This is a genomic window from Streptomyces sp. NPDC019396 (genome assembly GCF_040632375.1).
Taxonomy (GTDB): Bacteria; Actinomycetota; Actinomycetes; order Streptomycetales; family Streptomycetaceae; genus Streptomyces.
In genome coordinates this window covers 277,121-291,130 of sequence record NZ_JBEYBS010000004.1, presented here as the reverse complement: position 1 = coordinate 291,130, position 14,010 = coordinate 277,121, and the positions used below count along the sequence as shown (strand labels likewise).

Sequence of the window (14,010 nt, the reverse complement as noted above, 5' to 3'; positions counted from 1 at the left end):
GCTAGGGCCTGACCCTGGGGGTCAGCTCCTCCGGGCACGGTGTCCCGCGCGGTAGCTGATACGGCGCCGCGAGACGGTACACACCCGGCCGGGGGGCGATGAGTTCGGTCCACTCGTCGCCCTCCGCGTCCTCCTCCGCCCGCGCCAGGCAGCCCGCCACGTTGACGAAGGTGCCCGCCTCCGTCTCCCGTGGCGGCTCGACCCCGCGGCCCTGCTCGTCGACAAGACCGAGCCAGGGCGAGTACGGGACCCTGATCAGCACCCGGCCCGCCGACCGCACGTGGATCGTCAGTTCGCCCGCGGCGGCCCGGTCCACCGTCGCCGGCGGGTCGGCCAGCGGCTCCGGGTCCTGGACCGCGAAGAGGCGCCAGTTCTCATCGGACCAGACGGGCCGGAGGTAGGGCTGTCCGGCATGGACCAGCTCCGCCTCCTGGCTGCCGCCCCTGTCAGGCGTGTCCTTGGGCAGCACGACGAAGTGCACCGCCCAGCGGCCGAGCCACGCGCGGTAGCTGTCCGCGTCGAGTGTGTCGTCGTAGAAGAGCGGGTTGCGCTCCATGTCGGCCTGGCGGTTCCAGCCGCGGGCGAGATTGACGTACGGCGCGAGCGCGGACGCCTCCCGGTGGCTGCTGGCCGGGACCACCTCGACCCGCCCCTTGTCAGCGCCGGCCCGCTGGAGCTGGTTCACCAGCGGGGCGAGCTCACGCGTCCAGGATGCGGCCGGGGCCGTGCGCACGATGTCCACCACGCTGTTGGCGGCGATCCAGGCGTTGAACCCGGCGAAGGCCAGCAGCACCGCGTACCACCTGCGGGTACGACGGCCGCTCCGGTATGCGTACGGCAGCGCGGCGAGCAGCACCACGCCCGCGAACAGCATGGCGAACCGCGAGACGTTCGAACCGATCTGGGAGTCGACCAGGAAGGTGAGGAGCGTGCCGGCGGCGTACACCGCGGCGGCGGTGCGGACCGTACGCCACCGCTTCGGTACGAGCACCAGGACCAGCACCCCGAAGAGGAACGGCAGCGACGTGGACGCCACCGACATCGGCTGCGTACCCGAGAACGGGAACAGCCACGCCGAGAGCCCCACCACCAGCACCGGCGGGAGCCCCAGCGCATAGGCACCCGGGCGTCGTCCGTTGAGGAAGAGCGCGGCGGCGACCACCCCGAGGAACAGCCCCGCGACGGGGCTCGACGCGGTCGCGAGCCCCGCGAGCGGGGCGGCGACGGCGGCTTTTTCCCAGCGCCTGCGGCGCCAGCGGTGGGGCCAGCAGAACACCGCCGCGACGGCACCGAGCGCGAACAGCATGCCCAGCCCGAAGGTGACCCGCCCGGACAGCGCGTTGCACAGGAGGGCGATGACGGCGGCGAGCGAGCAGGACAGCGGATTGCGGACGGCCGGGACCCGGACGAGGATCAGCGCGGTCAGGGTGGCCGACAGGGTGCCGACCACCATCATCGTGGTCCGCACCCCGAGCAGGGACATCAGATACGGGGACACCACGCTGTAGGAGACGGGGTGCATTCCGCCGTACCAGGCGAGGTTGTACGCGGAGTCCGGGTGCCGCCCCACGAACTCCGCCCAGGCGTCCTGGGCGGCGAGGTCCCCGCCGCTGTTGGCGAGGACGAGGAACCACCCGATGTGCAGCACGGCGGCCGTGAGGGCCGCCGCCGCGACGGGGTGCCCGAGCAGCCGCCATGACCGCCGCCGCAGCCCCGCGGGGGCGTGCGGCGCGGACTCCTGCTGGTCTGCGGCGTACGACGGCGTCGGCGTCGGCGTCGGCGTCGGCGTCGGCGTCGGCTCAGTGGTGGTCACTTCGCTACTTCCCGTCGGTGCCAACGGCCCTGGTACGAGGTCGTCCTCCCGTACCAGGGCCGTGCGCACATCGTCGGCTCAGCTGACGCGGGTCAGCTTCTCCCCCGCACCAGGCTCCGCCAGATCCGACTGCAGGACGACCGGCACCTTCACCTGGCTCGCGCCCTCGCCGACGGCCAGCGTACCGACGGCCGTACCCGCCTTCGCCACGTGCGGCACCGTCTTGCCGCCGTCCGTCAGCTTCAGCTTCACGGTCAGGCCAGACCAGCCCACCGCCGTCACGTCCTTGGTCGCGACGACCGGGACCGAACCGCCGAGACCGTCCTCGACCGCCCCGACGACCTGGCCCTTCTTGACGATGGTCGCGTTCTTCAGCGCCTCCTGGGTGGCGAGCATGACCTCCTTGCTCGCGTTGATCGCCGTGCCGAGGATCGGGACGTCGTGCTGGGAGAGCACGGCACCGACGATGAACTGGTCCGTGTCGCCGACCATCTTGTGGGCGGCGAAGAGCAGATTGCCGCCCGCCTTGGTGGTGCTGCCGGTCTTGATGCCGAGCGCGCCGTCGTACGGGACCAGATCGTTGTAGTTCCGCCACTCCTTGCCGGTGTGGTCCTTCCACTTGGGCAGCTTGGTGATATCCATCAGGGCCGGGATCTCCACCAGCTTCAGGCCCAGCTTGACCTGGTCCTCGGCGGTGCTGACCGTCGTCGCCTGAAGACCGGAGGGGTCCGTGTACGTCGTGTTGGTCATGCCGAGTTCCCCGGCCGCGGCGTTCATCTTCTCGACGAACGCAGCCTCGGAGCCGGAGTCCCAGCGAGCGAGCTGACGCGCGATGTTGTTCGCGGACGGGATCATGATGGCCGACAGCGCGTCCCTCAGGCTGATCTTGTCGCCTTGCTTGACGGTGTTGAGCGTCGACTCGTTGTCCGTCTTGTCGAGCTGGCCCTCCTGCTCGCCCTTGGCGTCGATTTCGATCATCGGACCGTCCTCACCGCGCTTGAGCGGGTGCTTTTCGAGGATCACGTACGCCGTCATCGCCTTGGTCACGCTCGCGATGGGCACCGGCTTCTGCTCCCCGGACGTGCCGAGTGAGCCGAGCCCGGACGCGGTCACGGCCGCCTGCCCCCTCGCGGGCCAGGGGAGCTGCGGAGCCGAGCCCTCGAAGGTGTAGGACGACTTCGCGGTCAGCGCGAGCGTCGGGGTCGGAAGCGGGCGCACCATCTGCACGATCGCGAAGACGATCAGCAGCAGCACGACCAGCGGCGTCCAGATCCGGACCCGCCGCAGCGTGGTACGCAACGGGGTCTGCGGGGGCGGCGGGGTGTTCGTCAGCTCGGCGAGCAGGTCGAGCGGCGGCCTCGGCGGCAGGGGCTGCTGCTTGGTCCGCTCGGGCTCGGTGAGGGAGACGGGGGTCCGGGCAGGGGAGGCAGGAGGCGCGGTGGTGGACGCGGCCGGGGCGGCGGGCGCCGGCGGTCCCGGGGCCGGTGCTGATGGCCGTGCCGGGGCCGGTGCCGGCGGCGAGGCCGGCGAACCGTCACGGCGCAGCGGCACGAACCTGCTGGTGCGCTCGCTCTCCGGCTCGGGCTTCGACTCCGGCTTCGTGATCTTGAGCGCGGTCGTGGGCTGGTCCACGCGCCGCCGCGGAGGCACCTTGAACACGGCGGTCGCCTGGTCCACCGGCGCGTCGGGCCGGCTGCCCTTCGGGGCGGGGGCCGGGTCATCGTCGGCGGAACCGTCGCCCGACCCGGTGCTGTCCGCGGCTTCGGCGACCTCCGCGCCCTCGCCCGGTTCACCCGACTCATCCGACTCATCCGACTCGTCAGGCGCATCGGAGGCATCGGACTCATCCGCCTCGTCGGTCTCATCGTGCGCATCGGACTCGTCGTCCGTACCGGCGCCTTCGGCGGCCGCCTCGGCGTCCTCCGACTGCTCGGCGACGGGCTCGTCGTCCGCGGGAGTGCTCTCCTCCGCGTGCTCGGCGGCCGGCTCGTCGTCGGCCTCGGGCTCCTCCGCCTGCTCGGCGACGGGCCCGGCGTCCTTGGAGGTGCTCTCCTCCGCCGCCTCGGCGTCCTCCTCCGCCGCCGACACCCAGCTGGCCACGGCATTCCGCAGCCGGGCGTCGTCACCGTCGTCGGCGGTGTCCGCATCGGTGTCAGCGGGTCCGTCGGACTCCTCGGACCCCTGGGGGCCTTCCGGTTTCTCGCGCTCCTGCCGCTCCTCCGGCTCCCCGGGCTCTTCGGCGGAGGTCTGGGAACCGGATGCCGCCTTCGCGTCGTCCTCGCCCTCGGTCCCTGTCTCGTCGACCTCGGCGTCGACGGCGTTCTCAGGCCCGGCCTCGTTCCCGAGCGCCGGCGGAACCCTGAACACCGCCGTCGCCTGGTCGGCACGCCCCTCCGCTCGCGGCGGATCCCCCGCCGCACGGATCATGGCAAGCCTCGGATCACGCTCGCTCGAAGCCGTCTCCCCCGACGACTTCTGCTGCTCCGACTTGTCAGGGGACTCGCCCGCCACCGTGCCTCCTCCGTGCCTGTTCGCCGTACCGCGACGGCTGTCCGAACCATCTACCAGTGTCCCGTGTGAGCCCTTGGCCCCCCTGCTAGACGAGAACGACATACCTACTGGTTCCAGTACGAAGCACCCAGGCACTCTCGACAGACCAATGTGAGAGGCGTCACCCTGTCATTCATCCACGCGGGGAGGCATGGATGGGCAGGAGCCGCAGAACAATTCCGGAAGAGCTTCTGTTGCTCGCTCTGGACCCGACCACGGGTACCACAGCGCAGCCGCAGTCGCTCGACCTCGGCCTTGCCGGAGCACAGCTAGTGGAGCTGGCCCTGGCAGGACGGATAGCCCCAGACGGGGATCGTATCGCCGTGGTGATGCCACGGCCGACAGGAGATCCGACACTGGACTCCGCACTGGAGCTGCTGCGCAGACGTGGCAGCCCGGTTCGGGCTGTCCACTGGATCGGCGGACCCCGGCTGGGGCTCCGCCAGACGTACCTCTCGCATCTGGAGCGCTGCGGCATGGTGCATGCCGTGGAGGGCCAGATGTGCGGGGTGCTGCCGACGACTCGCTACCAGGCGACGGACACGGCCATCAGCCGGGAGATCAGGTCCCGGCTGGACAGCGCGATCCGCACCGGCGTACCGCCGGACCCGCGCACGGCCGCGCTCGCCGCACTGGCGCACGCGGTCGGCCTCGGCAAGCACCTCTACCCGGGGAACGAAGGGCGCTCATCGCGCTCTCGGCTCCGGGACCTGATCAGGCACGACCCGATGGGCGGACTGGTGGCGCACGCCGTCATGGACGTCCAGAACGGTGCGGCCGCACAGCCGCGCCGCAGTTCCGCCGGGGGCAGCCGCCAGCCGGCCGCCACCGTGCCGTCGCGCCGGGGAGGCATGGCCCGCGCCGCCGTGCACTGACCTCGGCCTCGACACCACCGCACGTCTGCACCACACCGCACCACAACACGCGCCACACACACCGAACCACGTCAACATCACGCAGCCAGGACCCGGTTCGGGAGCCGCAGTGAACGCGCGGGGAAGTCATGATGACTACCCCGCGCGTTCGCATGGCCCCACGCGTGTCGTCATTGTCGTCGTTCTCCAGCGCAGCTACCAGAACTGGTGGCAGTCTGCTGAGAGTTAGATACGCACAGCAACGCATGGCAACGTACAGCAGCATCAGCAGCCGGAGGTGCAGTTCTCGTGGCGTCCAATATCAACCCCACCGTCAGACGCCGCCGCTTGGGTCAAGAGCTGCGCAGGCTCCGCGAGCTCAGGGGAATGACCGCGGAGGAGGTGGCGGAGCGCCTGCTCGTGTCGCAGTCGAAGATCAGCCGCCTTGAGAACGGCCGCCGCTCCATCAGCCAGCGCGACGTCCGCGACCTCTGCGGGGTGTACGAAGTCGAGGACCAGCGGATGGTCGATTCGCTCATGCAGATGGCCAAGGACTCACGCCAGCAGGGCTGGTGGCATGCCTTCGGCGACATCCCCTACAGCGTCTACATCGGTCTGGAGACCGACGCGGCCTCGCTGCGCGTCTACGAGCCGCAGGTGGTGCCCGGGCTGCTCCAGAGCCGGCAGTACGCCGAGGCCCTGATCCGCGGGGCCCTGCCCGAGTCTCCGGTCAGCGACGTCGAGAAGCGGGTGCAGGTCAGGCTGCGCCGGCAGGAGCGCATCACGGCACCCGAGAGTCCCCTACGGCTGTGGGCCGTCGTGGACGAGTCGGCGCTGCGCCGGGTGGTGGGCAACGAGCAGGTGATGCGGGACCAGCTCGAGTACCTGGTGGAGCAGTCGCATCTGCCGCATGTCACGGTGCAGGTGCTGCCGTTCAGCATGGGCGCGCACCCGGGGATCACCGGCCACTACGCCGTGCTCGAATTCCCGGACGCCGCGGACTCCAGCGTGGTCTACATCGAGGGCGTCACCAGCGATCTGTACCTCGAAAAGGCGAATGACGTGCACAAGTACACGATGATGTACGAGCACTTGCGCGCCCAGGCGCTGAACGTCGAGCAGAGCCGGGACTTCATCTCGGACGCCGCCAAGAAGTACGCGAGATGACGGATGACCTCCGCAGGGAGACGTCGTCCGCTCGGAGGCACCATCAGGCTGGGAGCGTCTGTCCCGGCGGCGAGACCGCGGGGGCGGGCACGGTACACGGTGGAGGCCTTTTCCCGTAAGCGCATCCTTGAATATGCCATCCGGTCGGGTGAAGGGTCATTCTCAGCCTCTGAGCCCGCCAGTAGCGTCCTGATCACGCCGTCACGCAGCATCCGGAACCATCGACGGCGCCGACCGACCTGGAACCGGAGATACACACATGGCTATTCGCAAGGGCGCCCTGGACACCTGGACCAAGTCCTCCTACTCCGGAGGAAACGGCGCGTGCATCGAGGTCAAGTCCCCTGTGGTGGAGGCGATTGCGGTGCGGGACTCCAAGGTCCCCGCCGGCCCTTCCCTCACCTTCGTCCCGGACTCGTGGAACGCGTTCGTCCATGAGGTGAGCAAGGGAGCGCTCTAAGCTCCCGAAGCTGCCGAGAGACACAGAGACAGAGCCCCCTCGACTGGTCCGCCGTCCCGGCCGAGGGGGCTCGGCCTGTGCTCTAGCGCAGCTCGTCCACATAGCGGTCCGTGCCGGGTACCGTCGGAATGAACGGCGCCACCAGCTCGGTCCGCCCCAGCCTCCCCGACTCCCCTGCCCCTCCCGCATCGAGAGCAGCCGTACCGGCGAAGTGCTCGTCCCAGCACTCCCGCGGGTCCCGCTCCAGGAACCAGAGCAGTGTCAGCCTCGTGTCGACGCCCTCCACCTGCCTGACATAGGTCATCCGCTCCAGCGGCAGCGGTGTCGGCCGGAAGACCGTCACCATCGCCGCCGGAGAGCCCGCGAGCCGCCTGGGCAGTTCGCTGGTACGCAGCCACTCCAGCAGCTCGCTCCGCTGCCGCGGCCCCTCCGCGTCGATGACCTCGACCACCAGCCCCCTGTAGGGGTGGTCGAGCGCGTGGTGGTCGCGTGGACCGGCGGCCCCGTCCCGGTAGACGGTCGCCGCGTGGTCCTGGAAGGCCGTGAAGACATGGGTACGGGCCTGGTGGACCCGGCTGTCGCGGTTCAGCCGCTTGTTGATGGCGACGGTCCACTTCATGTGGTCGTCGTAGCGGCCCTCGGTGATCCAGTACGTGGAGATGTAGCAGCCCGTGGTCACCGGCTGGGCGACCGCCGACTTCTCCGGATATCTGAGCAGTTGCAGGTCACGGGTCGCCACCCAGCGCCTGCCGGCGAAGATCCAGGGCATCGCCATCGCGCCCGCGTAGTAGTGGTCGTCCTCGTACCAGCGGTTGTAGGCGTACTCATGGCCGGGGTGCGGCTCGACCATGGTGATCAGGGCGTGGCCGGGGTGGACTCCATAAGGGCCGACGGCCGCCAGTTCCGCGTAGACCCCGGGCCGGGTGTCCTCGCTCATGAGGCTCGCTCCCCTCCTCCCTCTTCCTTCCTGTGCCGGACGGACCTACTCTGACGCTCCGTCAGATGGATGACCAGAGCCGGGAGCCGTCGGAATGCTGCTTCAGGGGAAGACCGTCATCGTGTCCGGCGTCGGGGCCGGGCTCGGGCACCAGGTCGCCGCGACCGCCGTCAGGGACGGCGGGAACGCCGTACTGGGTGCGCGCACGGAGGCGAACCTCGCCAAGTCCGCCGCGCAGATCGACCCTTCGGGGACCCGCACCGCACACCGCCCCACCGACATCACCGACGAGGCGCAGTGCGATGCGCTGGCGGGGCTTGCCGTCGAGCGCTTCGGGGGAATCGACGCGGTGGTCCATGTGGCCGCCTGGGACAGCTACTTCGGGGGCCTGGAGGACGCCGACTTCTCGACCTGGCAGCAGGTCGTCGATGTGAATCTGCTGGGAACGCTGCGGATGACCCGGGCCTGCCTCCCCGCACTGAAGGAACGCGGTGGCTCCGTCGTCATCATCGGCACGCAGTCGGCGGTGGCCGCGCCTTCACAGGTGCGGCAGGCGGCGTACGCGGCGTCCAAGGGCGCGCTCACCTCGGCGATGTACTCGCTGGCCCAGGAGCTGGGCCCGTACCGGATCCGGGTCAACACCGTGCTGCCGGGCTGGATGTGGGGGCCGCCGGTGGAGGCGTACGTCAACTTCGCCGCGCACACCGAGGGGCTGCCGGAGTCCGAGGTGCTCGACCGGCTGAAGGCGCGGATGGCGCTGCCGGAGCTGGCCACGGACGGGGATGTCGCCGACGCGGTGGCATTCCTGGCCTCCGACCGGGCCAGGTCGATCACGGGACAGTCGCTGCTGGTGAACGCGGGTGAGCTGATGCGCTGAGGGCTCCCCGCGGCCGCGCCCGGGAGAACCCGCCCGTTCCCCTCCGGTCAGCCGCGCGGGTAGCGCAGCAGCCAGCCCTGGGAAGACACGGTCGGGCCGTGCAGGGCCGGGCCCTGGGTCATCTCCATCGCGAAGTCGTCGGCGAGCTCGAGCAGCGTCGACCTGCCCTCGAGCTCCGTGAGCCAGGCCGGGGGCAGCGCCGTCTCCCCGTGCATGACCCCGAGCAGGGCGCCGCAGAGCGCGCCCGTGATGTGCGAGGGGCCGTCGTGGTTCACGGCGAGACGCAGCCCATGGCGGACGTCCTCGCTGACGAGCGTGCAGTAGACGGCCACGGCGAGGGCGTCCTCGGCGTGCTCCGGGTTGCCGAGCGCGGCCACCCGGGCGTGGCTGGGGATGCCCTGGCGCACGGCACCCAGCGCCTCCTTGAGGGCATCGGTGACCGGCTGGTGGCCGGGGCGTGAGGCGAGCAGGGCCAGCGCGCGCTGGACGCAGGCGTCGACGGTCTCACCGCGTGCCAGCCCGTGCACGATCACGGCGAAGGCGCCGGCCGAGAGGTAGGCCGTGGGATGCCCGTGGGTCTGGGTCGCGCACTCCACGGCGAGCTGGCAGACGAGCTGCGGCTCCCAGCCCACCAGCAGTCCGAAGGGCGCCGAGCGGATGACCGCGCCCGCGTCGCGGGCCGTGGGGTTCCTGGGCTTGTCGAGGGTGCCGAGGACCTCGTCGGCCAGCCCGCTGAGGGTGGCCGCCTGGGGGTCGCGGCGGGTGTAGAGCCATTCCTCGCGGGCGAGCCAGCCGTTGTCCTTGCGGCGCTCGTCCGGGCCCCAGTCGCGCTGGGTGGCCGCCCAGCGCAGATACGCCCGGTGCACATCGGTGGGCGGGTGCCAGGCGCCCGTGTCCTTGCGCACCTGGGCCCGTATCAGCCCGTCGACGGTGAACAGGGTGAGCTGGGTGGCCGCGGTGACCGCGCCGCGCCGGCCGTACGCGGGCAGGAAGTCGCCCGCCCCGTCGGCTCCGTGTGCTTCGCGTATCTCGTCGACGGTCCGTGCGGCGATCCCGGCGCCGAGTGCGTCCCCGATGGCGCCGCCGAGCAGGCAGCCGCGTACCCGGGCACGGAAATCCTGCTGCTCGGCCCGGCCCCAGACGGCGGCTGCTGTGGTCACGCGGTGTTCCCTCCTCACTTGTGCGCAGCACTGTAATCGACCAGGAGAAATCACTACATGGGCGCAATCAAGCCGGAACCGTGCGTGACCGATCTTCGTCCGCATAGGTTCTGATCACGGGTTGCCTGCCCGTGTGACACATCCGCCCAGGCCGGACAACGGCCGGATACCGACTCCCGGCACCGGACACCGGCACCGCACACCGGCCCCCTGGCCGCCCGGCTCAGTCCGTCAGCACCGGAAGCAGCTCCGGCAGATGTCCGTCCGATGCCTCCGCCGCCGCGATCCGCTCCCCGGGCACCTCGCCGTACAGCGTGGTCCGCGGCCTGGCAGGACGTCCGGCGGCCTCGGCGATCGCGACCAGGTCCCTGACCGAGCGGTACGAACCGTAACCGGAGCCCGCCATCCGCGAGATGGTCTCCTCCATCAGGGTGCCGCCCAGGTCGTTAGCCCCGGAGCGGAGCATCTCCGCGGCACCCTCCGCACCCAGCTTGACCCAGCTTGTCTGGATGTTCGGGATATGCGGGTGGAGCAGCAGCCGGGCCATCGCCGTCACGGCCCGGTTGTCCCGGGTGGTCGGACCCGGCCTGGCGATTCCGGCGAGATAGACCGGTGCGTTGGTGTGGATGAACGGCAGAGTGACGAACTCGGTGAAACCACCCGTTTCCTGCTGGATACGGGCGAGGGTGCGGAAGTGCCCGAGCCAGTGCCTGGGCTGGTCGACGTGTCCGTACATCATCGTGGAGCTGGAGCGGATGCCCAGCTCGTGCGCGGTGCTGACGACCTCGATCCAGGTGGCCGTGGGCAGCTTGCCCTTGGTCAGCACCCAGCGCACCTCGTCGTCGAGGATCTCCGCCGCCGTGCCCGGGATCGAGTCGAGCCCGGCGTCCTTCGCGGCCGCCAGCCACTCACGGATCGGCATCCCTGTCCTGGTGGCGCCGTTGACCACCTCCATCGGTGAGAAGGCGTGCACATGCATCCCGGGGACGCGTTCCTTCACGGCACGCGCGATGTCGAAGTAGGCGGTACCCGGCAGGTCGGGGTGGATCCCGCCCTGCATGCAGACCTCGACCGCGCCGACGTCCCAGGCCTGCTGCGCGCGGTCCGCGACCTGGCTCAGCGACAGCGTGTAGGCGTCGGCGTCCGTGCGGCGCTGGGCGAAGGCACAGAAACGGCAGCCGGTGTAGCAGACATTGGTGAAGTTGATGTTGCGCGTGACGATGTACGTGACGTCGTCGCCGACGGCCGCCCTGCGGACGTCGTCCGCGATACGGGTCAGCGCGTCCAGCGCCGGGCCGTCCGCGTGCAGCAGCGCCAGCGCCTCGGCGTCGGTCAGCCTGGTGGGGTCGTCCGCGGCCGTCGCGAGGGCGGAGCGCACGTCGGTGTCGATCCGGGACGGCACCATGCCGGGCGCGGCGGCCTCGCGCAGCGCCTCCCAGTCCCCGTACACCGCGTCGAAGTCGTCCCTCCGGTCGCCGGTGCGCCCTTCGGTGTCGATGGTGCGGTGCAGATCGGTGCGGCCGGACTGGGTGAACGCCTCCTCGGGCTCCTGCCAGGGCAGCCCGGCCGGCATCGCACGCTCGTCGGCCAGTCCCGTCTCCGGGTCGGCCAGCGCCCGCACATGCGGCAGCAGCCGCGGGTCGAGCCAGGGCTCGCCGCGCTGGACGAACTCCGGGTACACCGCGAGCCGTTCCCTCAGCCGGAAGCCGGCAGCGGCCGAACGCCCGGCGAGGGTGTCGATCTCCGGCCAGGGCCGCTCCGGGTTGACGTGGTCGGGTGTCAGCGGCGACACCCCGCCCCAGTCGTCGATCCCCGCCGCGATCAGCCGCCCGAACTCGTCGTCCACCAGGTTCGGCGGCGCCTGGAGACAGCCCGACGGGCCCATGATGTGCCGGGCCACCGCGATCGTCGCGACCAGGTCGTCCAGCTCGGCGTCCGGCATCCCGCGCATCGCCGTGTCCGGCTTGGCGCGGAAGTTCTGGATGATCAGCTCCTGGATGCCGTGGTACGCCCGCGCCACGCGGCGCAGCGCGAACAGCGAGTCCGCGCGCTCCTCGTAGGTCTCGCCGATCCCGATCAGCAGCCCGCTGGTGAACGGCACCGAGCTGCGCCCGGCGTCCTCCAGCACCCGCAGCCGCACGGCGGGTTCCTTGTCGGGCGAGCCGTAGTGCGGACCACCGGGCTCGCTCCACAGCCGCTCCGCCGTGGTCTCCAGCATCATCCCCATCGACGGCGCGACCGGCTTGAGCCGCTGGAAGTCGGTCCAGCTCATCACCCCGGGGTTGAGGTGGGGCAGCAGCCCGGTCTCCTCCAGGATGCGGATCGCCATGGCGCGTACGTACGCGATGGTGTCGTCGTACCCCTCGGCCTCCAGCCACTCCCGCGCCTCGGGCCAGCGGTCCTCGGGCTTGTCCCCGAGGGTGATCAGCGCTTCCTTGCAGCCCAGCGCGGCGCCCCGGCGGGCGATGTCCAGCACCTCGTCCGGCGACATGAACGCCCCCAGGCTCCGCCTGGGAGGTGCCCCCTCCGTCGCCCGCGCCCGGCGCAGCTTCCCCGGCACGGTCGCGAAGGTGCAGTAGTGGCACCTGTCGCGGCAGAGCCGGGTCAGCGGGATGAACACGCTCTTCGAGTAGGTGAGCACCCCCGGGCGGCCCGCCGCGGCCAGCCCGGCGTCCCGCACGCGTGCGGCGGAAGCGCACAGGTCGTCGAGATCCGCCCCGCGTGCCTGCAACAGCACGGCGGCCTCGGCGACATCGAGCGCGACGCCGTCGCGTGCTCGCTTGAGGGCGCGCCGCATCGCGTTCTCGGTGGGACGTCCGGGCTGGTGAGCAGTCATGGTCCGAGCATACGAGCGCGTACCGGCAGCTCGACCCGGGCGGCATCTGTCATACGTCTCATACGTCTCCTGTGTCAGCCGCCGGAACCAGCGGTGCTCTGCCGCCACCGGGTCAGCACGAGGTGGGCCGTCACACCGAACACCAGCCCCCAGAAGGCGGATCCGACACCGAAGAGGGTGACCCCCGAGGCGGTGGTCAGGAAGGTGATCAGCGCGGCCTCCCGGTCCTTCTCCTCGGCGACCGCACCGGTGAGCCCCCCGGCCAGCGCGCCGAAGAGGGCGACTCCCGCGATGGCGGCGACCAGTTCCTTCGGCAGCCCCGCGAAGAACACCACCAGGGTGGTGCCGAAGGCCCCGATCAGCAGGTAGAACGCCCCGCACGCGACACCGGCGACATAGCGGCGCCGGGGGTCGCGGTGGGACTCCGGTCCGGTGCAGATCGCCGCGGTGATGGCCGCGAGGTTGATGGCGTGGGAGCCGAACGGCGCGAGCGCCGTGGACACCAGGCCGGTCGAGCCGATCAGCAGCCGGTCCTTCGGCTGGTACCCGGAGGCGGTGAGCACCGCCATGCCCGGGGCGTTCTGTGAGGCCAGGGTGGCCAGGATCATCGGCACGGCGATCCCGATGAGCGAGGCCACCGAGAACTCGGGGGCGGTGAACACCGGCCGGGCCAGCTCGATCCCGTCCAGCCTGATGTGCAGCCGCGAGGTGGCCGCGCTGGACGCCACACCGGCCACGAGCGCGATGAGCACCGCGTACCGGGGCAGCCAGCGCTTGCCGAGCAGATAGGCCACGAGAACGGCCCCGGCGATCCACGGCGCGGTCTTCAGCGAGGTGAAGACCCCGGTACCGAAGTTGAAGAGGATGCCCGCGAGCATGGCGGCGACCACGGCGGTGGGCACCTGCCGCATCAGCCGTCCGAACACACCGGTCAGCCCGACCACGGTGATCACCACACCGGTGACGATGAACGCTCCGATGGCCTCCGCGTACGAGTACGCCCCCAGGCTGGTCACCAGCAGCGCGGCACCGGGCGTGGACCAGGCCGTGATCACCGGCATCCTCGTGCGCAGGCTGAGCCCGATACAGGTCAGACCGCTGCCGATGGATATCGCCCACACCCAGGAGCCGGTCTGCGCCTTGTCGAGGTGACCGGCCGCCGCGGCGGCGAGCACGATGACCAGGGGGCCCGAGTACGACACCACGACGGCGACGAACCCGGCGAGCACGGCGGACAGCGAGGCGTCACGGAACAGACGGGGGCGGCCTTCTGGTGGGTCCACCCGGTCCGCTCCGGCCGGCTGGCCCACCTGGTCCGCCTCGGTCGTGCCGGTGGCCTTGCCGGTCGTGCCGGTG

10 protein-coding genes are annotated in these 14,010 nt (G+C 70.9%); 4 read left to right on the top strand and 6 right to left on the bottom strand.

Annotated features, from left to right (window positions below):
- Window position 1 precedes the first annotated feature (1 nt).
- Both ABZ532_RS06785 and ABZ532_RS06780 read right to left on the bottom strand, forming a co-directional pair.
- On the bottom strand, window positions 2–1,711 hold the full coding sequence (locus ABZ532_RS06785; RefSeq protein WP_361280128.1) for an MFS transporter: 1,710 nt from the start codon (window positions 1,709–1,711) through the stop codon (window positions 2–4).
- A 180-nt stretch (window positions 1,712–1,891) separates the two neighbouring features.
- Window positions 1,892–4,324 carry a hypothetical protein gene (locus ABZ532_RS06780; RefSeq protein WP_361280049.1) on the bottom strand — a complete coding sequence of 811 codons (2,433 nt, stop codon included), beginning with the start codon at window positions 4,322–4,324 and terminating at the stop codon, window positions 1,892–1,894.
- 194 nt (window positions 4,325–4,518) lie between these two features.
- Between ABZ532_RS06780 and ABZ532_RS06775 the strand changes: the two genes are divergently transcribed.
- The 3 genes from ABZ532_RS06775 to ABZ532_RS06765 all read left to right on the top strand — a co-directional run bounded on the left by ABZ532_RS06775 (window position 4,519) and on the right by ABZ532_RS06765 (window position 6,844).
- Complete coding sequence (locus ABZ532_RS06775; RefSeq protein WP_361280048.1) at window positions 4,519–5,238, top strand: GPP34 family phosphoprotein; 720 nt, start codon at window positions 4,519–4,521, stop codon at window positions 5,236–5,238.
- Between the two features lie 288 nt (window positions 5,239–5,526).
- A complete protein-coding gene (locus ABZ532_RS06770; RefSeq protein WP_361280047.1) occupies window positions 5,527–6,384 on the top strand; it encodes a helix-turn-helix transcriptional regulator in 858 nt (285 codons plus the stop codon).
- Window positions 6,385–6,643: 259 nt separating this feature from the next.
- Window positions 6,644–6,844, top strand: coding sequence for a DUF397 domain-containing protein (locus ABZ532_RS06765; RefSeq protein WP_361280046.1), 201 nt, complete (start codon window positions 6,644–6,646; stop codon window positions 6,842–6,844).
- Window positions 6,845–6,926: 82 nt separating this feature from the next.
- On the opposite strand, the gene ABZ532_RS06760 is transcribed toward ABZ532_RS06765, so the two are convergent.
- Entirely contained in the window at window positions 6,927–7,781 is an 855-nt protein-coding gene (locus ABZ532_RS06760) for a hypothetical protein (protein WP_361280045.1), read from the bottom strand.
- 94 nt (window positions 7,782–7,875) lie between these two features.
- Between ABZ532_RS06760 and ABZ532_RS06755 the strand changes: the two genes are divergently transcribed.
- Window positions 7,876–8,658, top strand: a complete 783-nt coding sequence (locus ABZ532_RS06755) for an SDR family oxidoreductase (RefSeq protein WP_361280044.1) — start codon at window positions 7,876–7,878, stop codon at window positions 8,656–8,658.
- A 47-nt stretch (window positions 8,659–8,705) separates the two neighbouring features.
- Here the strand turns inward: ABZ532_RS06755 and ABZ532_RS06750 are convergent, their stop codons facing one another.
- The 3 genes from ABZ532_RS06750 to ABZ532_RS06740 all read right to left on the bottom strand — a co-directional run bounded on the left by ABZ532_RS06750 (window position 8,706) and on the right by ABZ532_RS06740 (window position 13,964).
- Window positions 8,706–9,818, bottom strand: coding sequence for an ADP-ribosylglycohydrolase family protein (locus tag ABZ532_RS06750; RefSeq protein WP_361280043.1), 1,113 nt, complete (start codon window positions 9,816–9,818; stop codon window positions 8,706–8,708).
- A 223-nt stretch (window positions 9,819–10,041) separates the two neighbouring features.
- A complete protein-coding gene (locus ABZ532_RS06745) occupies window positions 10,042–12,654 on the bottom strand; it encodes a bifunctional FO biosynthesis protein CofGH (RefSeq protein ID WP_361280042.1) in 2,613 nt (870 codons plus the stop codon).
- Between the two features lie 74 nt (window positions 12,655–12,728).
- Window positions 12,729–13,964: a benzoate/H(+) symporter BenE family transporter gene (locus tag ABZ532_RS06740; protein WP_361280127.1), complete on the bottom strand. Its 1,236-nt coding sequence runs from the start codon at window positions 13,962–13,964 to the stop codon at window positions 12,729–12,731.
- Between the last annotated feature and the right edge of the window lie 46 nt (window positions 13,965–14,010).

Coding starts and splice junctions, on each gene's coding strand:
- ABZ532_RS06775 (WP_361280048.1), top strand. CDS start 4,519: ATGGGCAGGAGCCGCAGAACAATTCCGGAAGAGCTTCTGTTGCTCGCT.
- ABZ532_RS06765 (WP_361280046.1), top strand. CDS start 6,644: ATGGCTATTCGCAAGGGCGCCCTGGACACCTGGACCAAGTCCTCCTAC.
- ABZ532_RS06760 (WP_361280045.1), bottom strand. CDS start 7,781: ATGAGCGAGGACACCCGGCCCGGGGTCTACGCGGAACTGGCGGCCGTC.
- ABZ532_RS06755 (WP_361280044.1), top strand. CDS start 7,876: ATGCTGCTTCAGGGGAAGACCGTCATCGTGTCCGGCGTCGGGGCCGGG.
- ABZ532_RS06745 (WP_361280042.1), bottom strand. CDS start 12,654: ATGACTGCTCACCAGCCCGGACGTCCCACCGAGAACGCGATGCGGCGC.